The organism is Stenotrophomonas oahuensis, assembly GCF_031834595.1.
Lineage (GTDB): Bacteria > Pseudomonadota > Gammaproteobacteria > Xanthomonadales > Xanthomonadaceae > Stenotrophomonas > Stenotrophomonas oahuensis.
Map to the genome: position 1 here is coordinate 2,302,253 of NZ_CP115541.1, position 23,600 is coordinate 2,325,852.

General features: G+C 65.8%; 19 protein-coding genes. 13 read left to right on the top strand and 6 right to left on the bottom strand.

The window, feature by feature from the left end:
- The first annotated feature begins 33 nt into the window (after window positions 1-33).
- Both bioD and PDM29_RS10120 read left to right on the top strand, forming a co-directional pair.
- Window positions 34-732, top strand: coding sequence for a dethiobiotin synthase (gene bioD / locus PDM29_RS10115; RefSeq protein ID WP_311193694.1), 699 nt, complete (start codon window positions 34-36; stop codon window positions 730-732).
- A 59-nt stretch (window positions 733-791) separates the two neighbouring features.
- The gene (locus PDM29_RS10120) at window positions 792-1,286 is read left to right on the top strand and encodes a hypothetical protein (RefSeq protein ID WP_311193695.1); all 495 of its coding nucleotides are present in this window, start codon (window positions 792-794) and stop codon (window positions 1,284-1,286) included.
- Between the two features lie 4 nt (window positions 1,287-1,290).
- On the opposite strand, the gene msrA is transcribed toward PDM29_RS10120, so the two are convergent.
- The 3 genes from msrA to msrB are packed head-to-tail and all read right to left on the bottom strand — an operon-like array spanning window position 1,291 to window position 4,325.
- The gene (gene msrA / locus PDM29_RS10125; RefSeq protein WP_311193696.1) at window positions 1,291-2,028 is read right to left on the bottom strand and encodes a peptide-methionine (S)-S-oxide reductase MsrA; all 738 of its coding nucleotides are present in this window, start codon (window positions 2,026-2,028) and stop codon (window positions 1,291-1,293) included.
- Between the two features lie 15 nt (window positions 2,029-2,043).
- Window positions 2,044-3,816 (bottom strand): cytochrome c biogenesis protein DipZ, encoded by a 1,773-nt coding sequence (locus tag PDM29_RS10130; protein ID WP_311193697.1) that lies wholly within the window; start codon window positions 3,814-3,816, stop codon window positions 2,044-2,046.
- Window positions 3,813-4,325: a peptide-methionine (R)-S-oxide reductase MsrB gene (gene msrB / locus PDM29_RS10135; RefSeq protein WP_311193698.1), complete on the bottom strand. Its 513-nt coding sequence runs from the start codon at window positions 4,323-4,325 to the stop codon at window positions 3,813-3,815. Before msrB ends, PDM29_RS10130 begins: the two co-directional genes overlap by 4 nt.
- 118 nt (window positions 4,326-4,443) lie before the next feature.
- On the opposite strand from msrB, the gene PDM29_RS10140 reads away from it, so the two are divergent.
- The 4 genes from PDM29_RS10140 (at window position 4,444) to PDM29_RS10155 (ending at window position 9,272) form a co-directional block, all read left to right on the top strand.
- Complete coding sequence (locus tag PDM29_RS10140; RefSeq protein WP_311193699.1) at window positions 4,444-5,166, top strand: response regulator transcription factor; 723 nt, start codon at window positions 4,444-4,446, stop codon at window positions 5,164-5,166.
- The gene (locus PDM29_RS10145; protein WP_311193700.1) at window positions 5,163-6,623 is read left to right on the top strand and encodes a sensor histidine kinase; all 1,461 of its coding nucleotides are present in this window, start codon (window positions 5,163-5,165) and stop codon (window positions 6,621-6,623) included. The genes PDM29_RS10140 and PDM29_RS10145 overlap by 4 nt, the downstream gene beginning before the upstream one ends.
- A 91-nt stretch (window positions 6,624-6,714) precedes the next feature.
- Window positions 6,715-8,040, top strand: a complete 1,326-nt coding sequence (locus PDM29_RS10150; protein ID WP_311193701.1) for a DUF7986 domain-containing protein — start codon at window positions 6,715-6,717, stop codon at window positions 8,038-8,040.
- 137 nt (window positions 8,041-8,177) lie between these two features.
- Window positions 8,178-9,272 (top strand): alpha/beta fold hydrolase, encoded by a 1,095-nt coding sequence (locus PDM29_RS10155; RefSeq protein WP_311193702.1) that lies wholly within the window; start codon window positions 8,178-8,180, stop codon window positions 9,270-9,272.
- A 90-nt stretch (window positions 9,273-9,362) separates the two neighbouring features.
- Here PDM29_RS10155 and PDM29_RS10160 read toward each other — a convergent pair whose 3' ends face one another.
- Window positions 9,363-9,695: a phasin family protein gene (locus PDM29_RS10160; RefSeq protein WP_311193703.1), complete on the bottom strand. Its 333-nt coding sequence runs from the start codon at window positions 9,693-9,695 to the stop codon at window positions 9,363-9,365.
- A 138-nt stretch (window positions 9,696-9,833) separates the two neighbouring features.
- A complete protein-coding gene (gene queD / locus PDM29_RS10165; protein ID WP_125361067.1) occupies window positions 9,834-10,187 on the bottom strand; it encodes a 6-carboxytetrahydropterin synthase QueD in 354 nt (117 codons plus the stop codon).
- Between the two features lie 188 nt (window positions 10,188-10,375).
- On the opposite strand from queD, the gene PDM29_RS10170 reads away from it, so the two are divergent.
- The 5 genes from PDM29_RS10170 (at window position 10,376) to PDM29_RS10190 (ending at window position 20,068) form a co-directional block, all read left to right on the top strand.
- Window positions 10,376-13,021, top strand: coding sequence for a TonB-dependent receptor (locus PDM29_RS10170; protein WP_311190066.1), 2,646 nt, complete (start codon window positions 10,376-10,378; stop codon window positions 13,019-13,021).
- Window positions 13,022-13,073: 52 nt separating this feature from the next.
- On the top strand, window positions 13,074-15,617 hold the full coding sequence (locus PDM29_RS10175; RefSeq protein ID WP_311193759.1) for a M14 family zinc carboxypeptidase: 2,544 nt from the start codon (window positions 13,074-13,076) through the stop codon (window positions 15,615-15,617).
- A gap of 150 nt (window positions 15,618-15,767) precedes the next feature.
- Window positions 15,768-16,562: a DUF4198 domain-containing protein gene (locus tag PDM29_RS10180; RefSeq protein ID WP_311190067.1), complete on the top strand. Its 795-nt coding sequence runs from the start codon at window positions 15,768-15,770 to the stop codon at window positions 16,560-16,562.
- Between the two features lie 26 nt (window positions 16,563-16,588).
- Window positions 16,589-17,446 (top strand): EF-hand domain-containing protein, encoded by an 858-nt coding sequence (locus PDM29_RS10185; RefSeq protein WP_311190068.1) that lies wholly within the window; start codon window positions 16,589-16,591, stop codon window positions 17,444-17,446.
- A gap of 258 nt (window positions 17,447-17,704) precedes the next feature.
- Entirely contained in the window at window positions 17,705-20,068 is a 2,364-nt protein-coding gene (locus tag PDM29_RS10190; RefSeq protein ID WP_311190069.1) for a TonB-dependent hemoglobin/transferrin/lactoferrin family receptor, read from the top strand.
- A gap of 64 nt (window positions 20,069-20,132) precedes the next feature.
- On the opposite strand, the gene PDM29_RS10195 is transcribed toward PDM29_RS10190, so the two are convergent.
- The gene (locus PDM29_RS10195) at window positions 20,133-21,551 is read right to left on the bottom strand and encodes a DEAD/DEAH box helicase (protein ID WP_311190070.1); all 1,419 of its coding nucleotides are present in this window, start codon (window positions 21,549-21,551) and stop codon (window positions 20,133-20,135) included.
- Between the two features lie 391 nt (window positions 21,552-21,942).
- Here PDM29_RS10195 and PDM29_RS10200 point away from each other — a divergent pair, with 391 nt between their 5' ends.
- On the top strand, window positions 21,943-22,932 hold the full coding sequence (locus PDM29_RS10200) for a fumarylacetoacetate hydrolase family protein (protein WP_311190071.1): 990 nt from the start codon (window positions 21,943-21,945) through the stop codon (window positions 22,930-22,932).
- Between the two features lie 2 nt (window positions 22,933-22,934).
- Entirely contained in the window at window positions 22,935-23,594 is a 660-nt protein-coding gene (gene maiA, locus PDM29_RS10205) for a maleylacetoacetate isomerase (RefSeq protein ID WP_311190072.1), read from the top strand.
- Window positions 23,595-23,600 lie beyond the last annotated feature (6 nt).

Here is a 23,600-nt window from a genome sequence, read left to right on the forward strand (position 1 = left end):
ATAATGCCCCACCGTTCATCACCGACGATCCCCATGTCCCAAGGCGTCCCGTTCCCGCCCGCTGTCTACGTCACCGGCACCGATACCGGCATCGGCAAGACCTTCAGCAGCTGCGCCCTGCTGCACGCCCTGCGCCTGCAGGGCCTGCGCGCGGTGGGCATGAAGCCGGTCGCCAGCGGTTGTGAGATGACCCCGGAAGGCCTGCGCAATGAAGACGCCGTCGCCCTGCGCGCCGCCAGCCACCCAATGCCGGCCTACGCCGACCTCAACCCGTTCGCCCTGCCAGAACCGCTGGCCCCGGAACTGGCCGCCGCCGACGCCGGCGTGACCCTGTCGCTGCCGCCCATCCGGGCCGCGTTCGAGCGCCTGCGGGCCCAGGCCGACACCGTGGTGGTGGAAGGCGTGGGTGGCTGGCTGGCCCCGCTCAGTGCCGACCTGGACCAGTCACATCTGGTCCACGCCCTGCAGCTGCCGGTGGTGCTGGTAGTCGGCCTGCGGCTGGGCTGCCTAAATCACGCCCGGCTCAGTGCGCAGGCCATCGCCGCGGCCGGTGCGACCTGCATCGGCTGGATCGCCAACGAGGTCGACCCTCAGATGGCGCGCATCGACGACAACGTGGCGATGCTGCGCGCGCGCCTGCCGATGCCGTACTGGGGCCGGTTGCCGTATTCGCCGGGGGCGGATCCAGTCGAGATGGCCAGGCATCTGCAGGTGCCAATGCAACAATTCTGAAGGTGCAGGCGGGACGGGCTACCTACCATGGCATCCCCATATGAATGGTCCATTGCGAAATGCCCCACAACATCACTGGCGTCTACACCCCGCAACCTCTCGCATTTTCGACAGCGAAGGTTGCTGCTGCCTCTCCTGAAATTGCCACCACCCATCGTGGTGCACAGCCGGTCAACGTACAAAATGGCCCGGGCATTTTTGCTGCCAAACCAGAAGGCAACCCGACCATGGTTGCGTTCGAACAGCGACAGATGGGCGGCGTAACCTACAGCAGGGAGACCGAGCCGCTGCCGTGGAACTCACTGGACATCCTTCCTGCAAAGTTGCAGTGTCTACTGGGCGATGGCATGGACGTTACGTTTCATCGTGTAGTGGGTATTCCTGCGAAGCTGGATCCCAACCACACCTACACGTTCCTTGGCCGTGACCCGGCCAAGAATGATCAGGCACTGGTCGCTGTCAAGCTGAAAGATGGTCGGCGCGAAGTCTTCGAAATGACGTTCGACTGTAACGTTCTGAGACATCTTGCGCTTCAGATCGAGCCTGTGATGTAACCCATTACCGCACCGAAACCGTGGCCACCAGCCGCGGTTTCTCCCGGTACAGGGTGGGGTACTGTTGTTTCAGTGCCTCCACCTTGGGCAGGTCGTTGATGCGGATGTACAGGTTGTCCGGGTGAAGGGTGAGGTAGTTCTGGTGGTAGCCCTCGGCACGGAAGAACGGCTTGCCGCCGTCCACCTGCGTCATCACCTTGGCCGGGTACACGCGTGCCTGTTGCAGCTGGGCGATATAGGCCACGGTGGCCGCGCGCTGCGCTGGGCTGTCGGCATACACGGCTGAGCGATACTGGGTGCCGTGGTCGGGGCCCTGCCGGTTGAGCTGGGTCGGGTCGTGTGCGACCGAGAAGAACACCTGCATCAGCTGTGCGTAGCTCACCTGGGCCGGATCGTAGGTCACCTGCACGGCTTCGGCATGACCGGTCTGCCCAGTGCCCACGCGTTCGTAGCGGGCGTCGCCGGCGCTGCCGCCGATGTAACCCGACACTGCATTCTCAACCCCTTTCATGTGCTGGAACACGCCCTGAACACCCCAGAAGCAGCCGCCGGCAAACACCACCTGCGCGCGCTGCACATTGGGCTGTGCCAGCACCGCCGGACCCTGCGGAGCCGGCAGCGCCACGTGACCGGCGGGTGCCGCCATCACCGGGCGATCCAGGCTGAGCACCGCGGTGATCGTCAGTGCGGCAATCGCGGCAGCAACGCCGCCCGCCACCATCTTTTCCATTGCGATCTTCATGGTCGTCTCCTGCGTTCAACCGAAGGTGAAGGCGTAGGCATGCACGCCGGGGTCGAGGAACTCGATCTCGAAGGTGCGCTCGCGCACCTCGCCGTTCTGGCGGATCAGCTGATACAGCCGGTTGCCATCCACCTGGCCGCTGCCGTCGGCGGCGCTGTCGCCCCCGGCGCTGGCACCCGGCGGTTGGCCATCAATGCGCACGCGGTAACGAACCGGTTTGCCATCCGCTCCCGGCGACAGCACCAGGTGCAGGTCGCGGGCATGGAAGCGGAACGCAATGCGGTCGCCGGCGGCTTGCGAACGGGCATCCTCATCGGCTACGGTCCAGCGCCCACCCAATGCCCACTGGTTCAACGCCAGGGTGCCGGGCACGGTGTAATCGGCGGCTCGGTCCGGTCGTTGCCCACCGGGCGAGGCGAAGTTCTCCGCCCGCGCATGGCCCAGATAGGTTTCCGGTGACTTCAGGTTGCCCATGTCGGCCTGGCGCTCCACGCCTTCGCGGCTGGCGGCCATGCTGCGCGCCATCGACGGTGCGTCGTCCGGCAGCGCATGCCCGGCCTCACGCAGCAGCTGGCGGATGATCTGCTCGGACTGCGCGTAGTTGCCCTCGCCGAAGTGATGCGCGCGGATACGCCCCTGCGCATCGATGAAGTAGTGCGCCGGCCAGTAGCGGTTGTTGAAGCCGCGCCAGATGGCGAAGTCGTTGTCCACGGCCACCGGGTAGGTGACCTTCAGGTCCTTCACCGCGCGCTGCACGTTGCCGAGGTTGCGCTCGAAGGCGAACTCCGGCGCATGCACCCCGATCACCACCAGGCCGTGGTCGCGGTAACGCTCGGCCCATTCGCGCACGTGGGGCAGGGCGCGCAGGCAGTTGATGCAGGAGTAGGTCCAGAAGTCGACCAGCACCACCTTGCCGCGCAGCCCCGCGGCGTCCAGCGGCGGGCTGTTGAGCCAGTCGGTAGCTCCGGCCAGCGAAGGCAGCTCGCCCTCCACCGGCAAAGTACCGTCGCCGCTGTGGGCGGCCGACATCATCATCGCCGGGCCGGCGGCGTCTTCCTTTGCCGGCAGCACGTCCAGCAGGCCCTGCTCAAGCTTGGCCGTGCTGACGGTCGAGAGACGGGTCAACACACCGGTGTCCCAGCCCATGGCGATGGCGACCACCGCCAGCAGCGCGGCCACGCCCAGCCCGCGCCGGATCCATTCGGTGGTGCCCAGGCGCTGCTTGAGTGCGTTGAACACGCGCCCGCCCACCCACAGCGCCAGGGCCAGCGAGGTGGCCGCGCCCAATGCATACGCGAGCAGCAGGCCGCTGGTGCCGACGCTGGCTCCCTGCAGGGCGGCCCCGGTGAGGATCAGGCCCAGAATCGGGCCCGCACACGGAGCCCACAGCAGGCCGGTGGCCACGCCGATCAGCAGCGAGGTGCCCACGCCGCCTCGGCCCTGCGCGTCGGCCGCATCGGCGCGTGCACTCAGCCGCGCGCCGGCACGCTGGAACGGTGACAGCAGGTGGTCCGCCACCCTTGGCAGCAGCAGCGCCAAAGCGAACAGCGCCATCACCACCAGCGCGATCCAGCGCCCGATCTGGTTGGCCTGCGCCACCCACTGGCTGCCCACGGCAGCGAGGCTGGCGACCACGGCGAACATCAGCGCCATGCCGATCAGCAGCGGCAACCCGCTGCGCAGGAACGGCCGGTCGGCGCGCGCGAACACGAACGGCAGCACCGGCAGAATGCACGGGCTGAGCAGGGTGAGTACGCCGCCCAAGTAGGCCAGAACAAGCAGAATCATGAAGTGCCCTCAATGAAATTCATCGCCACACCATTCATGCAGTACCGCAACCCGGTCGGGCGCGGCCCGTCATCGAACACATGGCCCAGATGCCCACCACAGCGCCGGCAGTGCGCTTCCACCCGCACCATGCCGTAGCTGGTGTCGCGGTCCTCGCCCACGGCGTCATGCAGCGGGGCCCAGAAGCTCGGCCAGCCAGTGCCGCTGTCGAACTTGGTCGACGAGGAGAACAGCGGCAGCGCACAGCCGGCACAGGTGAACGTGCCCTTGCGGTGCTCCTTGTTGAGCGGGCTGCTGTACGGGCGCTCGGTGCCCTTGCGGCGCAGCACCGAGTACTGCGCCGGGGTCAGCTGCTGCTGCCACTGCGCCTCGGTACGCATCACCTCGAATTTGCGCGCCGGTTCGGCGGCGGCCACCGGGGCGGCGCGGCTGCAGGCGGTCAGGCCAAGCAGGCCGCCGGCCACCCCCAGGGCACTTACGCCGAGCAGTTTGCGACGGGTCAGGCGCATGGCAGGTCTCCAGCCAGGAACGATGCGGCCATGCTGCGCCCGGGGCAGTCAACGAATCCTCACGCAGGGTTAAATTTTCCGTGACACATTCAGGTGCGTGAGGGTCGACAATGCACCCATGAACAGCGCCAAACGTGTCCTGATCGTCGAAGACGACGTCCACATCGCCAACCTGCTGCGCATGCACCTGCGCGACGAGGGCTACGAGGTCACCCACGCCGCCACCGGTGACGAAGGGCTGCGCCTGGTCGAAGAACAGCCGTGGAGCGCGCTGGTGCTGGACCTGATGCTGCCGGGCGTGGATGGCCTGGAGATCTGCAAACGCGCACGCGCGATGGCGCGCTACACCCCGATCATCATCACCAGTGCCCGCGCCAGCGAGGTGCATCGCATCCTCGGGCTGGAGCTCGGTGCGGACGACTACCTGGCCAAGCCGTTTTCGATGCTGGAACTGGTGGCGCGGGTGAAGGCGCTGCTGCGCCGGGTGGAGGCACTGGCCCAGAACGCACGGCTGGACGCCGGGTTGATCGAGGTGGCCGGGCTGCGCATCGACCCCATCGCGCGCAGCGCGCAGGTCGATGGCCGCGCGCTGGAACTCACCCCGCGTGAGTTCGACCTACTGGCCTTCTTCGCCCGCCACCCGGATCAGGTGTATTCGCGCATGGACCTGCTCAACCAGGTGTGGGGTTACCAGCACGACGGTTACGAGCACACCGTGAACACCCACATCAATCGCCTGCGCAACAAGATCGAGCACGACCCGGCCGCCCCACAGCGCATCCAGACCGTCTGGGGACGCGGTTACAAGCTGGTCAGTGAATCGGGCGAGGGCGCGGCATGATCCGGCTCACGCTCTCGCAGCGGCTCACCGCGGTGTTCCTCGCCCTGCTGCTGGCGTGTGGTGCGGCGCTGATGTGGATCCAGATGCGCAGCACCGCCATGCACGAGCAGGAAACCGTGCAGCGCCTCTCGCGCGGCCTGGCCGAGCACATCGCGCGCAGTGGTGAACTGATGGATGCGCGCGGTATGCGTGGCGGTGATGTGCGCGCGCTGTTCGGCAAGCTGATGGCGGTCAACCCCAGCGTGGAGGTGTACCTGCTGGACGAGCAGGGCCGCATCCTCGGCCACGACGCGCCGGAAGGGCACCTCAAGCGCGACCGCGTGAACCTGGGTCCGGTGCAGGCACTGCTGCGCGATGAGCCGCTGCCCATCCTTGGCGATGACCCGCGCAGCGCCACCGGCCACAAGGTATTCAATGCTGCGCCCCTTTGGGTGCAGGGGCGACAGGTGGGCTACATCTACGTGGTGCTGGTGGGCGAGCAGCGCGAGGCACTGGCGGCCAACGTGGCCGGCAATGCGGCACTGCGGACCACGCTGTGGTCATTGGCCATCGTGGTCGGGCTCGGCCTGCTGGCCGGTGCCTTCGCGTTCGGCTGGGTGACCCGCCCGCTGCGCCGGCTGACTGCACGCATCCAGGCCTTCGACGTGGACACCGCCGCGCCGGCTGCGCTGCCGCCGCCCGCCGAGCTGCGCCCGGGGGAACGCGATGAGCTGGCCATCCTCGAGCACAGCTTCGGCCACATGAGCCGGCGCCTGGGCGAGCAGTGGCAGCAGCTGCGCGAGCAGGACCTGCAGCGGCGCGAACTGGTGGCGAACATTTCGCATGATCTGCGCACGCCGCTGTCGTCGCTGCACGGGTACCTGGAAACGCTGTCGCTCAAGGACGCCACGCTCAGCGCCGAGGAGCGCCAGCGCTACCTGGGCATCGCGCTGGCACAGAGCCAGAAGGTCGGTCGACTGGCGCAGGCGCTGTTCGAACTGGCGCGGCTGGAACACGGTGGGGTGGTGCTGGATGTGCAGGCGTTCTCGCTGCCGGACCTGCTGCAGGACGTGTTCCAGAAGTTCGAGCTGGCGGCCGAAGCACGCCGACAGACGTTGTCTGCCGAGATTCCGCCGCGGTTGCCGGCGGTTCGCGCCGACCTTGGGTTGATCGAGCGGGTGCTGACCAATCTGCTCGACAACGCGATCCGGCATACGCCGGAAGGCGGACGGATCACCGTCACTCTGCGTGCGGACGAGGCGAAGGTGTGGGTGCGGGTGGCCGACACCGGCCCGGGCATCGCGCCGGAACGGCGTGCGCAGTTGTTCCACACCCCGCCGGCGCTGGGCAGCCAGCGACCGGACAGTGGTGGGCTGGGATTGCTGATCGTGCACCGTATCGTGCAGCTGCATGGTGGGCAGATCCGGCTGCTGGAGAGCGAGGCGGGGGCGGTGTTCGAGTTCGCGCTGCCGGTGTGATGTCGGGCGCTGCACTCCTTCCACGCCCGGAAACGCATGAAAACGACCAGCGTGGCATCATCATGCACACGTCCGAGCAGAGCTTGCCATCGTGTCCAGATCCTCCCCGAACTACAGCATCGCCGCGTTGATGAAGTACGCGCGCCGGGAACCCTGGGAGGCCGTGCTGGGCGCTTCCATGGAGGCACATCTGGAACCGGCCAGCGCGGAGACCGGATTATCCGTTGAAGAAATAAACGAGGAACTCGGAGAGGACTGGCAAGGCCCGGTGTTCGGATGCGCTTTCGAGCATGCGCTGACGCTTGAGATCGAACCGGATGGCCGGAATCTGGTCGACGACTATCTGAAACGTCGCGGATGGAGCGAATCCCGAAGCAATGTGGTGTATCTGAACGCGCTTCGTCACTCAGTACTCTCTCTCTACCTTGTAAGCGAGGTCGTTCCGGGCCGCTCCATGCAGCTGGAGGATATCCTTCGCGGCGGTGACCCCGTGGAAGTGATCGAGCACTCGGCCACGCAATTGCTGGTGCAGGGAGACGTCATCGCCGCACGAGTCATGGAAGTGGAGGGAGTGCATCTGCTTTCCGGCGGGATGCTTCCCTTCCGCGCGATCGGTCGGGACGACTGCGTGCTTGAAATCCTACGCGAATGGCATCAGCGTCGGGATCCGGGTGATGCGCTGCCGGAGGATGCACAACTCCGCGAATTGGCCCCCTTGATATGTACCCGTTGGTTGGTCAACGGGCTGGTGTCCTCCGGCCGAGCCGAACCCCCGCAATTGCTGAATGCGGATGGGGAGGAAATGCTGTTTCATCACATCGATTTTCCGCTGGCCAAGGGGACTCGGGTCGCCGAGGTGTCCCGCCTGCTCTCCGCTGCGGGATGGTTGATGCTGGCAGACGATGGAGCGTGGCTTTGGGTTCCAGAGGACGCGGCCAAGGCCCAAGGCGAGACCGGCGGGGTGCGCATATTGGGCGATGTGACGCTTTCGCAGCGCCGACTGATCGCGCAAGTGAACAGCACCGACCGTGCGCTCGAGATCATTGACAGGCTGCATGAGCTGCTGGGCGACCGGATCGGAGAGCCCGATGTTTCGGTGGATGCGCTCGAACCCTGGCTGGATGACGACGCATCGGAGGATGGGACCGATGACCTTTCCGCGATCAGCGTCGATGAGGCCGAGCGGGTGGTCCACGCCGCGTTGACCGAACACTACCGCGCCACCTTGGACATGAGATTGCCGGCATTGGGTGGCGTAACTCCTCGAACGGCTGCAACATCCGAGGCGGGACGGGTGAAGGTCGAGGCCTGGCTGCGCTCACTGGAAGAGGGGGCAACAAAATCGGGTGGTCCCATCTCGACGTACGACTTCACCTGGCTATGGGAGGCGCTTGGGCTGAGGGGCCGGCATCACTGACGGCACATTGCGCATGTTCCAGGTTGTACGTTGACGCGCATGGCGCGTCACTACGCGGGGTTTGGCCCGGTAACGCATGGAAACCACTGGCGCGATGGCATGATGTCGTCCCAATCCGTCACACGTCGGGTACCTGCATGCGCTTCTGGTTCTGCCTCGTCTCGCTGCTTTGCACCACGACTCCCACCTTCGCGGCCGACACCTGCCCCGACACCGCGGCCCTCGAACCCGCGCGCGCCGTGGTCCGCGACCTGCAGCGCATCACCACCCCCAACGGCATCCAGGAGCATTACGCCACGCCGATTGGCGGCCTCAACCAGTGGCTGACCATCCGCGGCCACGACCGCACCAACCCGGTGATCCTGTTCGTGCACGGCGGTCCCGCCAGCCCATCCACGCCCAGCCTGTGGCAGTTCCAGCGGCCGTGGGAGGAATACTTCACGGTGGTCGACTGGGACCAGCGCGGGGCAGGGAAGACCTATGCGGAAGCCACGCCGGAACAGATCAAACCGACCCTGACCATCGACCGCTACGTCGATGACGCCATCGAAGTGGCCGAACACCTGCGCACCCATCTGGGCCAGCCGAAGGTAATTCTGATGGGGCACAGCTGGGGCACCATCGTCGCGTTCAAGGCCGCGCTGAAGCGCCCGGACCTGTTCCATGCCTACGTGGGCATCGGCCAGATCATCAACCAGGTGGAGAACGAGAAAATCAGCTTCGACTACGGGCTGGCGCAGGCGAAGGCGCATGGCAACGCCAAAGCCGTGGCCGCGCTGGAGGCGATAGCGCCGTACCCGGGCAACACGCCGATCACCCGCGAGCGAATCATCGTGGCGCGCACCTGGCCGCAGTTCTACGGTGGATTGACGGCGTATCGGGACGATTCGAAGTACTACTTCGGTGCGGCGAAGCTGTCTCCGGAGTACAGCGATTCGGACCGCTGCAATGTGGACAAGGGCAGCGTGCTGTCACTGGATCCGCTGCTGCCGCAGATGTTGACGGTGGATTTCAATCCGGTGAAGCAGTTCCCGATTCCGGTGGTGATGTTCATGGGCCGGCACGATTACACCACCCCGACTGCGCCGACGGATCGTTGGTTGAAGGCAGTGGATGCGCCGTTCAAGCAGGCGGTGTGGTTCGAGCATTCGGCGCACATGGTGCCGTGGGAGGAACCGGGCAAGACATTGATGACGCTGGTGCAGGTGGTGCGGCCGTTGGCGGAGCCGTAAACAAAAAAAAGACCCGACAGAGGGAGGGATCTGTCGGGTCTGGGATCACGTGGGGGGAGGGACCCACGCGAAATCCGTTCGGTTGTCGGCTCAGCGTTTGGCGGCGAAGGGTTGCCGCGCCAGTTCGCTCAGCGCTTCAGTCGCTTTCAATCCCAGGCCAACGACTTCCTGGTGCGCGGTGGTCCAGCGCTCCAGATTGTCCTTGACCAACTGTGCGCCTTTCGGTGCCAGCGTGCCGGGCTCGGATGACTGCACGATTTCACCGAAGAACCCGCTGGTGGCGGTGATGTTCTTCTCCAGCGTCTTCAACTGCACGCCGAACATGCTCTCGGCGTTTTCCAGTGCGAGCCGGTTGGCACGCGTGGCCGTGGCGGCCAGCTGGCGGGTGTAGTCGCTGAAGGAATCGGTGAACGCGGACGCCATGGGAGGACGGCTCGTGAACTTGATGCATTGCAGCATACGCCGATTTTGACGCGATGCAACATATTTTTCCCGAACCGGTACGGATTCGTGGAAAGTTCATTTAAATCAATAATATGAATGCCGACCAACGGTCGGCATCTACCCGCGATACCGGCACCCGGACGTGCAGGTCTCATGCACGGTCACTTCGCTCAATTCCGGCAGGCTCGGCTTGAGCTCATTCCAGATCCACCGCGCCAGCACTTCGCTGGTCGGGTTCTCCAGGCCGGGGATGTCATTGAGGTAGTGGTGGTCCAGGCGGTCGTAGATCGGCTTGAAAGCCGCCTTCACGTCGCCGAAGTCCATGATCCAGCCGGTGTGCTCGCCCGGCTCGCCTTCCACCTTGAGTTCCACCCGGAACGAATGGCCATGCAGGCGCGCGCACTTGTGGCCCGGCGGCACGTTGGGGAGGCGATGGGCGGCCTCGAGGGTAAAGACTTTGAAGATTTCCATGCGCGCATTGTAGCGGGGCCGCATGACCGCAGCGGGTCCTGTCGTGCGGCAATGGTTTCACAAGAACATATCCATCCGGATGAAGCGATGATACATTTCGTTATATCCGCATGAAGCGATGTTATTGGCCCGTTAACGGCCCGGCATGGATTACTGCGGAACTGTCGTTCACCACCCCACTGACGTACATGCCCAAGCACACCCTTCTCGTGGCCGCATTGTCGGCCGCTCTGGCTACGCCTTTGTCCGCATTTGCCGACGCCAGCCCGGATGCCGCTGCCAGCGGTGCCAGCAAGACCCTCGACGCGGTCCGCGTGACCGGTTCCAACATCAAGCGCACCGACACCGAGTCGGCCAATCCGGTGCAGGTGATCGGTCGCCAGGAGATTGAAGCGACCGGCAAAGCCACCGTCGCCGACCTGCTGCGCTCGATCTCGGCCAATACCGGCAACGCCAACAACGAGACCACCAACAATGGCTGGGCTTCGGGTTCGGCCGGCATCGGCCTGCGCGGTCTGTCGCAGAAGAACACGCTGGTGCTGCTCAACGGCCGTCGCCTGGCCAACTACGGCTTCCCGGCCGGCGGGCTGTCGGACACCTTCGTCAACCTCAATGCACTGCCGATGGTCGCGGTGGAACGCATTGAAGTGCTGAAGGACGGCGCTTCGGCGGTGTACGGCTCCGATGCCGTGGCCGGCGTGGTCAACATCATCACCCGCCAGGGCTTTGAAGGCGCCGAGCTCGGCGGCAGCGTCGGCACCGCCGACCAGGGCGGGTTGGACGAGCAGAAGCTGAAGTTCATCGGTGGCATCGGCGATCTCGACACCGACGGCTACAACATCCTGGTCAGCCTGGAAGGCTACAACCGCGAGCGCCTGGACCAGGACGACCGCGACCTGACCAAGAGCGGCATCTATACCGACAAGCCCGGCGGCCGCTGGAATGGCTGGTCGGCCAAGGGCGCGCGCTATCTGGTCAACGGCGTCTCGGTGCCGATGCTGGATGCCAACGGCAATTGCCCGGAAAACACCACGCGGGTAGCCAGCGCGCCGATCGATGGCCTGGCCGGCGACACCTGCGGCTTCAACCTGGCTCCTTACACCACGCTGATTCCGTCCACCAAGCGTTACCAGGCCTACGTCAACGGCACCTTCCGGGTGAACGACAACGTTGAAGCGTTCGGTGAGGTGATCTACAGCAACATCAAGGGCGAGGCGTGGTTCGGCAGCAGCCCGTTCTTCACTCTGGAAAGCGGCCGCTTCGCGCTGAACGCCGACACCGGGCTGGCCGAGCCGGTGTCCTCGAACCTGCCGGCCAGCAGCCCGTACAACCCGTACGGCCGTGCTATTCCGATCGAATACACCTTCTTCAACCTGGGGCCGTCGATCAAGACCAACCGCTCGCAGGCGTATCGCGGCGTGGTCGGGCTGCGTGGCAGCCTGCAGAACTGGGACTGGGAAGTGGGCGCGTTCGGCGCACGCAGCAGTGAACGTGAAACCGTCTCCGGCGGCTTCGCCAACCGCTGGGCACTGGCCGACGCGCTGGCCACCGGAAGCTACAACCTGCTCAATCCCTCGGCCACCCCGCAGGCCGTGCTGGATGCGATCAACCTGAGCACGCTGCGCCCGGCCGAGTCCGTGCTGCAGGGCGTGGACGCCAAGATCTCCGGCGCGCTGGGCAGCACCTGGGCCGGTGAAGTCGGCTTCGCCGCCGGCGTGGAATGGCGCCGCGAGAAGCTGGACTCGGAGAATCCGTGGCAGATCGATGCCGGCCTGCAGGTGCGCCCGGCGATTGCCGAAGTGCACGGCGAGCGCAAGGTGACCGCCGCCTACGCGGAAGTGAATGTTCCGCTGGCCGAGAAGCTGGAAGTGCAGGCCGCCGCGCGCGCCGACCACTACAGCGACTTCGGCGATGCGTTCTCGCCCAAGCTGAGCCTGCGTTGGCAGCCGCTGGACTTCCTGCTGGTGCGCGCGGCTGCATCGAAGGGCTTCCGCGCACCGTCGCTGTCGGAAAATTCCAACAGCACCAGCATTGCGTACGGCAGCGTGATCGACCCGCGTGACCCGGACGTGCCGGGCTCGCGCCAGAACCCGACCTTCTTCACTGTCGGCAACAGCGACCTGAAGCCGGAGCGCACCCGCAGCTACAACCTGGGCGTGGTGCTGTCGCCGTGGAGCAACACCAGCCTGAGCGTGGACTACTACCGCATCGAACTGGAGAACCTGGTCGGCACCAACAACACCCAGACCCTGGTGACCAACGACGTGCCGGGTGCGGTGCTGCGCGATGAGCGCGGCAAGCTGCAGGCGGTGTACAACCGCTACCAGAACCTGAGCGAGCTGAAGACCTCCGGTTTCGATGTGGAACTGCGCCAGCGTTTCCCCACCACCAGCGCGGGTGACTTCACCCTGAGCAGTGCCTTCACCCACGTGCGCAACTACAGCCGCCCGACCGTGGTCGGCGGACCGCTGGTCGACTACGCCGGCAGCAACCTCGGTGCCACCCTGCCCAAGAACAAGGCCACCACCACGCTGGACTGGGCCCTGGGTGATTTCCGCACCGCGCTGACCTGGTACTACACCAGCGGCTATGACCAGAAGGCCAGCGCTGCGGCGACGGCGGTACAGGATCGTGTGGATTCCTACAGCCAGTTCGACCTGTACCTGGCCTACACCGGCGTGGACAAGCTGACCCTGTACGCGAAGGTGCAGAACCTGGCCGACGAGGAGCCGCCGTACGACGCCTCGTTCCCGGGCATCCGTGCGCCGTACGACTTCAGCCAGTACGACCTGCGTGGCCGCTACTTCACCGTGGGTTTTGATTACCGCTTCTGATTGGGGGATTGTTGTGTCCTTGTACCGAGGTGTTTCGCGTCGTGCGCGTTGGTTGCTGGCATCGGTGTGGCTGTTGGCCGCACCGGCATTCGCCCAGAGCGACTATTTCTTCCCGAAGGCGGGTGAGTTCGATCCGTCCATTCCCACCCCGCAGCAGTTCCTGGGCTACGAGATCGGCAGCCGCTACACCCGGCACGACCAGCTGGTGGCCTACTTCGACGAGTTGGCCAAACACTCGGACAAGATCAAGGTGCAGCGCATCGGCACCAGCTATGAAGGTCGACCGCTGCTGATCGCCACCATCACCTCGGCACAGAACCAGCAGCAGCTCGAGTCGCTGCGCCGCCAGCATGTCACCCTGGCCGACCCGGCGCAGCCGCTTTCGGCGGCCGGCAGCAGCCCGGTGGTGGTGTGGCTGGGCTACAGCGTGCACGGCAATGAAACCTCCAGCGGCGAAGCCGCGCTGCTCACCGCGTACTACCTGGTGGCCAACCGCAGCCCGGAAACCGCGCAGTGGCTGCAGCAGGCGGTGGTGCTGGTGGACCCGGCGCAGAACCCGGACGGCCGCGACCGCGCGGCCAGCTGGCACAACGCCTATGCCTCGTTCCCCGCATCGGCTGATCCGGCCGACAAAGAGCATGTGGAGCCGTTCCCGCAGGGACGCACCAACCACTACTTCACCGACCTCAACCGCGACTGGCTGGCGCTGACCCAGCAGGACACGCGGCCGAAGATCGCGTTCTTCCACCAGTGGTACCCGAACGTCCAGATCGACTTCCACGAGATGGGCAAGGACAGCACGTACTACTTCGAACCTTCCCCGGCGAGCATGCACAGCCCGCTGATTCCGGCCGCGTCGTACGAGTTCAACAAGACCCTGGCCAAGTACCACGCGCAGTCGCTGGATGCGCTGGGCTCGCTGTACTACACCGGTGAGAACTTCGACAACTTCTCGCCGGTGTACGGCTCCACCTATCCGGACTTCCATGGTGCGGTGGGCGTGACCGTGGAACAGGCCAGTTCCCGCGGACGCGTGCAGGAGTCGGTGAATGGCCTGCTGACCTTCCCGTTCACCATCCGCAACCAGGTCGCCACCGGCCTGGGCACGGTGCGCGGTGCCGTCACCGAGCGTGATGGACTGCTGAAGCTGCAGAAAGAGTTCTTCCAGTCCGCGCTGAAGCAGGCTGGGCAGCAACCGGTGAAGTCGTTCGTGTTTGGCGATGCGCACGATCCGGGCCTGACCCGCCGCCTGCTCGACCTGCTGCTGCAGCACCAGATCACCGTGCAGCCGCTGACCAGCGCGGTGACCGTGGACGGCCAGCGCTTTGAGCCGGGCAGTGCGTACGTGGTGCCCACCGCGCAGCCGCAGTTCCGGTTGGTGCATTCGATCTTTGCCGAGACCCCGCCGATCAAGGGCGATGTGTTCTACGGCAGCACCTCGTATGCGATTGCACCGGCCTATGGCGTGGCGTTCGCCGGCAGCCGCAGCCGCGTTGCGGGCGGCGAGCGCGTTACCGCACTGCCCGCCGTGCAGGGCGGGGTGAGTGGCGGCGAAGCCGGCTACGCCTATGTGTTCGACTGGCGCGACTACAACGCCAGCCGTGCGCTGTATGCACTGCAGGCAAAGGGGCTGCTGGCGCGCGCCGCGTTCCAGCCGTTCACCGGCAGCACCGGCAGCGGTGAGCAGAACTTTGCACGGGGTAGTGTGGTGATTCCGGTCGCCGGCCAGCCGCTCAGCGGAGCCGCCCTGCGGGCAGCAGTGGACGAAGCTGGCCGCAGCAGTGGCGTGCAGATCCAGGCGCTGGCCAGCGGCCAAAGCCGCAGCGGCATCGACCTCGGCAGCGACAGCGTCAAGTCGCTGCGCAAGCCGGCGGTCGCGCTGGTAATGGGCGAGGGCGTCAGTGCCACCGAGATCGGCTCGGCCTGGTTCCTGCTCGACCAGCAGCTGCAGTTGCCTGCCAGCAAGATCGATCCGGCGCAGCTGGGCAAGATCAACCTGGACCGCTACACCAGCATCGTGCTCGCCGGTGGTACCTACACCGGCGTGGATGCTGCGGCCGTGGCCGCGCTGAAGCGCTGGATCAACGCCGGTGGTTCGTTGGTGACCTACGGCACCGCCTCGCGCTGGGCAATCGAGCAGAAGCTGGCGGATGAAGTGCTGGGCCAGGAGGAGCAGGCGGCGGACAGCGGCCGTCGCGCGTTCGGCGATCAGCGAGACATCGCTGCCATCGAGCGGGTCAGCGGCAACATTCTCAGTGCCGAAGTAGATACCAGCCATCCGCTGGGTTTCGGCCTGCCGCGCACGCAGCTGGCGGTGAACAAGGAAAACGGCATCAGCTTCAAGCCGAGCCGCAATCCGTTCTCCACCGTGGTGCGGATTGACGACAGCCCGCGGGTGAATGGCTATCTGTCGGAAACCAACCGCAGCCGCGTGGCCGGCACCGCCTGGTTGCTGGTCTCACCGCAGGGGCAGGGCAATGTGGTGTTGTTTGCCGATGATCCGGCGCACCGCAAGTACTGGCATGGCACCGAACGTCTGCTGTTGAACGCTGTGTTTTTCGGCAACCTGTTGAATCCGACCAAACCGCGCGGGTGAAAGCGACACGCGCAGCGCCGGGCTTTGCCCGGCGTTGCGCGCGGGCCACCCCAACACACCGGGCGTGAACAAAACGTATTGCGAATCATTCGCAACAGGCATAGGATGTCGGCCGCCGGGATTGCCCGATGCCATCCGCGAGTGCCTGCCATGTTTGTCCGCCCGTTTGCCGCGCTGCTGTTGGCTGCGCTGGCCCTGCCTGCTGCCGCACACACGCCGTATCTGGCCCCGGCCACCTTCGAGGTCCGCCCGGACAGCGTGGTGACCCTGGACGCCAGCTTCGCCGAAACCTTCTTCGTGCCCGAAGTAGTGTTCGACAACAGCACCTTCGCGGTGACCCTGCCCGATGGCAGCACCACCGCACCGGACACCGTGCACCTGCTCAAGACCCGGGCCGTGGTCGAGCACACCCCGCCGGGCCAGAAGGGCACCTACCGCTTCAGCACCGGCAACCGCCTGGGCGCGGTGTTCCGCACCTGGGAGCTCAACGGCAAAACCGACTCCAGCCGCGACCCGGCCAAGCTGCTGCCGGCCGGCGCGAAGCTGACCAGCCACTACCAGAGCCTGTCGCGCTCGGAGGTCTACCTGACCGCCGGCGGCCCGACCACCACCGCGCTCAAGCCGTACGGCAAGGGCCTTGAACTGGTCCCGGTCACGCACCCGAATGATCTCTACCAGGGCGAGCAGTTCGACTTCAGCGTGCAGTACGACGGCAAGCCGCTGTCCGACCAGAAGGTGGAAATCCACCGCGCGCTGGGTGATGGGCACACGCAGCCCGCGCCGGTGGTTGTCACCACCGATGCCGCCGGCAAGGCGCGCTTCGCATTGACTGAAGCTGGCCGCTACCTGGCGCTGATCCGCTATCGCGGACCCGCACCCGCCGGTGCGGCCGCGCCGATGTACGGCAACAACTACACGCTGAGCTTCCGCGTTCTCGAACCGTAACCGCCACACTCACTGGGGAGACCACCATGAAGACCGTCCGACTCACCGCTGCCGTGCTGGCAGGGGTGCTGGCCCATGCCGCCCACGCGCAGCCTGCGGCTGCTGAAGAAGCGCCCGCGTTGTCGCCCACCGCCGCCGCGTTCCTTGCCCAGTTCGGCGAAGACGATGCGCAGAGCCTGACATGGGCGCAGTTCGAGGCGTTCCGCCAGCAGCGCTACACCGCCACCGATACCAACAACGACGGCACCGTGGATGCGCAGGAGTACGCAGCTGAGTACCTGCAGCGCTTCGATGCGCGTCTGGCAAAAGCGCGTGCCGGGCACCTGAAGCAGACCGACACGCGTTTCAAGGCACTCGACCGCGAAAAGGACGGCCGCATCAGCCGCGCCGAGTTCGATGCCGCCGGCGAGCGCACCTGGGACGGGTACGAGAAAGCACAGAACGCCACCCGCGAAGATGCGGCCGCGACCAACCGCGACCCGTTGAAAATGCCGACCTCGCATACCGCCAACGGCATGTTGGAACTGTATGACCAGAACAAGGACGGTGTGGTGGATCGTGCCGAGTTCGATGCGGTGCGTGCGGCGCAGTTCACCGCCACCGATACCGACCGCGACGGTGCCCTGAACCTGGCCGAGTACACCGCCGAATTCGAACAGCGCCTGGATGCGCAGCGGTTGAAGGTGCGCGCCGATGCTGACCGTCAGTCCAAGGTGCGCTTTGGTGCGCTGGATACCGACAAGGACGGTCGCATGACCTTTGCCGAGTACCAGGTGTCGGGCAAGCGTCTGTTTACCCGCGCCGACAGCAATGGCGACGGTGTGGTCGATGCACGCGACCCTGAGCCGGCTGCTGGGTCGCATTCGGCCAACGGAAACCGATAAACCGGTAGGTCACCACCGTTGGTGGTGACGCGCGCACACCCGACACCGCGAGGTCACGACCAACGGTCGTGACCTACCCATCATGGTTCCGCCCGCCGGACCCACCCACCGTGGTTCGGACCCCCGGTAGGTCACGACCGTTGGTCGTGACGCCCGCATACCCGAACACGCACGCCCCCCAGCCCCGCTCGATCAACTCGATCGCCGCAGCCAGGAACGGCCTCCACTGCCTTCCACTTTTCCCTGCGGAGTTTCCCGATGAAATCCCCCCTTACCCTGCTCACGCTGGCGATCGCCGCCAGCCTGGCCTCACCCGCCTACGCTGATGCTGCGGCCGTCGACAGCACCCTGGACACCATCCAGGTGACCGAGACGCGCAAGCAATCCAACAACCAGAATGTCACCACGCTCTCGGCCAGCGACCTGCGTCAGCAGGGCGCGCAGAGCATGGAAGACGCCATCCGCTACGTGCCCGGCGTGGAGATGGTGGATCTGGGCCGCGCCGGCTTCAACGGCTTCAACATCCGTGGCCTGGAAGGCGACCGCGTCTCCATCACCCTGGATGGCCTGAGCTTCCCGCAGAGCATGGATCCGGGCACCTACCAGCCGTACGAGTTCTTCCGCTCCGGTCGCGGCAGCGTCGATCTGGAAGCGGTGAAGACCGTGGAGATCATCAAGGGGGCCGATGCGATCACCGCCGGCAGCGGCGCACTCAGCGGCGCGGTGATGTTCACCACCAAGGACCCGGCGGACTTCCTGAAGGCGAGCGGCAATGACAGCTTCGGCTCGGTGAAGTACGGCTACACCGGCTCCAGCGACGAGAACATGGGCTCGCTCACCCTGGCCAACCGGGCCGGCCGCTTCGAATCGCTGCTGGTCTACACCAAGCGCAAGGGCCACGAGACCGAGTCCTGGTACGACAGCACCGACGTCCTGCTCGGCCCGGGCCGCCGCACGCCGGATCCGGTTGATCGCGACAGCGACAACGTGCTGCTCAAGCTCAACTTCCTGGCCACCGGCAACCAGACCCTGGGCGTGATCTACGAACGCGCCCGCGCCACCAATGACGTCGACAACTGGACCCGCAGCGACGGCGTGGGTTCGTACTACTTCCGCAGCGCCGAAGACCGCAGCGACCGCGACCGCTACGGCCTGAAATACACCCTGCGTGCCGGCAACGTGCTGTTCGACAGCCTGGACGCCACCGCCGATTACCAGAAGAACTACATCCAGGGCCAGACCAACGTGCAGGTGGCCAACGGCACCGCCGCGACCTATGGCACCCGCTGCTCGGTCAATGCGCCGTGCTCGCGGCAGGAAGACCGCTGGGATACCCAGAAGCGCCAGCGCGTCGCCCTGGATTTCGACAAGAGCGTCGAAACCGGCAGCGTCCGCCACGACATCGTCTACGGTGCAGCCTGGCAGCAGGCGAAGATTCACTGGAACTCCGTGGATTCGCGCTGGGGCAATGATGGCAGCCTGTTCACCCGCGACACTGATCCGTCGCTGTGGCCGGACACCCGCGAAACCAACCTGACCGCCTACGTGCGTGACCGCGTCCGCCTGCTGGACGATCGCCTCAGCCTCACCGGCGGCCTGCGCTATGACCGCTACAAGTACACGCCGGAAACCTCGGTTGGCGGCAACGGCCAGTCCGGTTATGAAGACGGCGGCGACAGCGTCGGTGTGTCGAAGTTCTCTTCGCCCACCTGGAACCTCGGTGCCGAGTTCAAGTTCACCGACACCCAGTCGCTGTGGGTGCAGGGCGGTCGTGGTTTCCGTGCCCCCGGCGTGAACGACATGTACGGCACCTCGTCCACCACCGAGGTGACCCGCGTCTCCGACGGTGCCACCGTGACCGTGCCCGATGGCCGAAGCAACCCGAACCTGGAGGCCGAACGCAGCCTCAACCTGGAACTGGGCTGGCGCTTCCAGGGTGACCGCCTGCGCGCGGGACTCTCGGTGTTCCGCGACAAGTACAGCAACTTCATTGACACCGCGCAGTTCGTCGGTGACCCGAATACCCAGTACAGCACCACCGTCCGTGGCGTTACCACCGTCACCAACGGCTACGTCTACACCATGCCGATCAACCGCGGCGAAGTGGAAGTAAAGGGCGTGGAGGCCGAAGGCATATGGCTGCTGGCCGATGACTGGCTGGCGCGCCTGGCGTATTCCTATAACGAGGGCACCGACAACGACGATGAGCCGCTGGCCAGCATCATCCCGGCCAAGGCCGTCGGTGGCCTGACCTACAACGCACCGTCGCGGAAGTGGAGTGTCACCGCCAACGTCACCCATCAGCAGCGCAAGGATCCCTCCGACTACGGCCGCAGCGTGACCAATGGCAGCTACGGCGAGGAAGTGGTGCCGGTGTATGCCTACAAGGCGCGCGAATACACCCTGCTGGACGTGTTCGGCAGCTACGCGATCACGTCGCGGCTGCAGCTGACCGCCGGTGTGTACAACGTGTTCGACAAGGAATACTACCTGTGGAACCGCGTGCGTACTGCCGGTGCAGGCACCGCCGTGTTCCAGGGGGCGACCAGTCCGGAAGGCATCGGCCGCTGGTCGCAGCCGGGGCGTAATGTGCGCTTTACGGTGAGCTACGACTTCCTGTAATTGCTCGATGACCAAACAAAAAGGGCGACGCAATGCGTCGCCCTTTTCATTCATTCCGCTCGGATCAACCCGCGCGGTGACCACCACCGCCCTGACCGCGGCCGCCCTGGCCGCGACCACCGCCGCCGCCGGCACCGCCACGGCGCTGGCCCTGCGGCTGGCCGCCGCGCGGGGCACCACGACCGGCACCGTCACGCTGGCCGCCGCTGCTCTTCTTCGGGCCCGCATGCGCGTGGCGCGGAGCCTCGCTGTGCGGACGGCGGGCGTGGTTCTTGCGCGGTGCGCGCTCGCCACCCGGAATCTCCGCCTTGCCCGGCGCGCTGTTGCCCCAGCGGATCGGCGTCTGCGGCTCGAAGCCCGGCACGTCGCGGATGTCCATGTCGCGGTTCAGCAGGCGCACGATCTGGCGCAGCAGCTTGGCTTCGTCCTGCGCCACCAGCGAAATCGCCTGGCCGGTCGAACCGTTACGGCCGGTACGGCCGATACGGTGCACGTAGTCTTCGGCCACCATCGGCAGGTCATAGTTGATGACCTTCGGCAGTTCGTTGATGTCGATGCCGCGCGCCGCGATATCGGTCGCCACCAGCACGGTCACCCGGCCGGCCTTGAAGTCGCCCAGTGCACGCAGACGCTGGCCCTGGCTCTTGTTGCCGTGGATCGCTGCGGTCTTGATGCCCGACTTTTCCAGGAACGTGGCCAGCTTGTCACTGCCGTGCTTGGTGCGGGCAAACACCAGGGTCTGCTCGCGGCTGTCCTGCGCCAGCAGGTGCAGCAGCAGATCGCGCTTGCGGGCGCCGTCTACCGGATGCACCTTGTGGGTGATGGTTTCGGCCACGGTGTTCTTCGGCGTCACCTGGATCTGCTCCGGGTTGCGCATGAACTCCAGCGCCAGCTGGCGGATGTTGTCTTCAAACGTCGCAGAGAACAGCAGGGTCTGGCGGTTCTGGCGCGGCAGCTTGGCCAGGATGCGCTTGATCGACGGCAGGAAGCCCATGTCCAGCATGCGGTCGGCTTCGTCCAGCACCAGCACTTCAATGCCGGACAGGTCGACGCTGCGACGCTCCAGGTGGTCGATCAGGCGGCCCGGGCAGGCCACCAGCAGGTCCACGCCACGGCGCAGCACGTCGAACTGGTTGCCCATGCCCACGCCGCCGTAGATGCAGGCGCTGGGAATGCGCAGGTACTTGCTGTATCCGCGCAGGCTGTCATGCACCTGGGTGGCCAGTTCGCGGGTCGGGGCCAGCACCAGCGCACGCGGCTTGCGCGGGCCGTCCACGGCCTGCGGGTTGGTGCCCAGGTGCTGCAGCAGCGGTAAACCAAAAGCAGCGGTCTTGCCGGTACCGGTCTGTGCACCGGCCAGCAGGTCGCGCCCGGCCAGGGCCAGCGGAATGGCCTGTTCCTGGATCGGGGTCGGGTTTTCATAGCCCTGCTCGGACAACGCGCGCAGCAGGAACGGGGCAAGGCCCAGGTCTTCGAAAGACATCGGTGGAAAGCTCCAAAAGCAAAGTAACGCCGGGCCGGTTGGCCAGACGCGCGGCAGATCGTGTGATCGGCTGACTCGGAGCGTTCCCGTGAACCGCGCTGCGAGGAGTAGGGTGCAGCCAACGCGGTGCGCAGGCTGGACTGCAAGACGAATGGCGTCGGAGTGGGGGCGGGCGAGGGGTCGAAACCCGGTTCGCCGGCGATCCCGAAGGGAAACGGACGGCCGCTGCAGACCGGCGGATGATAGGACAAATTGTGCAGCACATCAATTTTCCCATTCAGGTTCACCGCCCGGGATCGTTTATGGTCCTTATGACGCATTGCGCCTTGGCTCCTGTGCGCATTTGGTTACACTCGAAACCTATTTTTCTGCGTTCGACGGATATCCACCCATGAAGCTTGGTTCTTTGAAGGAAGGCGGTCGCGACGGCACTCTGATCGTGGTCTCACGCGACCTGCGCCAGGGCGTGCGCGCCACCGGCATCGCGGCCACCCTGCAGGCCGCGCTGGAAGACTGGACCCACCTGGCCCCGCGCCTGAACGCCCTGTACGAGTCGCTCAATGACGGCAGCGCCGACGGCGTGTTCGACATCGACCTGCAGGCGCTGGCAGCGCCGTTGCCGCGTGCCTATGAATTCGTCGACGGCAGCGCCTACCTGCCGCACGTGGAGCGCGTGCGCCGCGCCCGTGGGGCGGAGGTGCCGGAGAGCTTCTACACCGACCCGCTGATGTACCAGGCCACCAGCGCCGGCTTCTACGGCCCGCGCGACGCAGTCAAGGTGGTCAGCGAGGAATACGGCATCGACCTGGAAGCCGAGCTGGTGGTCATCACTGACGACGTGCCGATGGCGGTCACCCCGGATCAGGCCGCCGGCCATATCCAGCTGGTCGGCCTGGTCAACGACGTGTCGCTGCGCAACCTGATTCCGGGTGAACTGGCCAAGGGCTTCGGCTTCCTGCAGTCCAAGCCGCGCTCGGCGCTGTCGCCGGTGTTCGTCACCCCGGACGAGCTGGGCGAGGCCTGGCAGGACAGCAAGGTGCACCTGCCGCTGGTCACCCATATCAATGGCGAATGGTTCGGCGCGCCGGAAGCGGGCGTGGACATGCAGTTCAACTTCGCCCAGCTGGTCGCCCACGCCGCCAAGACCCGCCCGCTGGGTGCGGCCACCATCGTCGGTTCCGGCACCATCGCCAACGAGGACACCAGCAAAGGTGCTTCCTGCTTTGCCGAGCAGCGCACGGTGGAAACCCTGCGCGACGGCAAGCCGAGCACGCCGTTCATGTCGTTCGGCGACGTGGTCCGCATTGAAATGTTCGACGCCGCCGGCGACAGCATCTTCGGGGCGATCGAGCAGCGCATCGAGCAGGCGGCCCGGCCCTGAGCATGAGCGCTGAATCACTCGAGCTGTTCAGTTACTGGCGTTCCAGCGCGGCCTACCGCGTACGTATCGGCCTGAACCTGAAGGACCTGCCGTACGACATCACTCCGGTGCACCTGGTTCGCGATGGTGGCCAGCAGCACAGTGAGGGATACGCGGCGCTGAACCCCCAGGAACTGGTGCCCACCCTGCGCCATGGCGAGCAGGTGCTGCACCAGTCGATGGCGATCCTGGAGTATCTGGACGAAGTGTTCGGCGGCCCCTCGCTGCTGCCGGACGACGCGGCCGGGCGGGCGCGGGTGCGTGCGCTGGCCCAGCTCGTGGCGTGCGACATCCATCCGCTGAACAACCTGCGGGTGATGCAGTTCTTCAGTGATACCTGGAATGTGCCGCAGGTCGAGCGCGAAGACTGGACCCGGCACTGGATCCAGCTCGGCTTCGAGGCGATGGAGCGGATGCTGGTGGAATCGGTGGAGACCGGGCGTTTCTGCCACGGTGACACGCCCACGCTGGCCGACTGCTGCCTGGTGCCGCAGCTGTACAACGCGCGACGCTTCAATGTGGACCTGGGGCCGTATCCGACCCTGGTGCGGATTGAAGCGGCCTGTATGGCGTTACCGGCGTTTGAAGCTGCAAAGCCGGAAAACCAGCCCGACGCGGTGTGAGGGTAT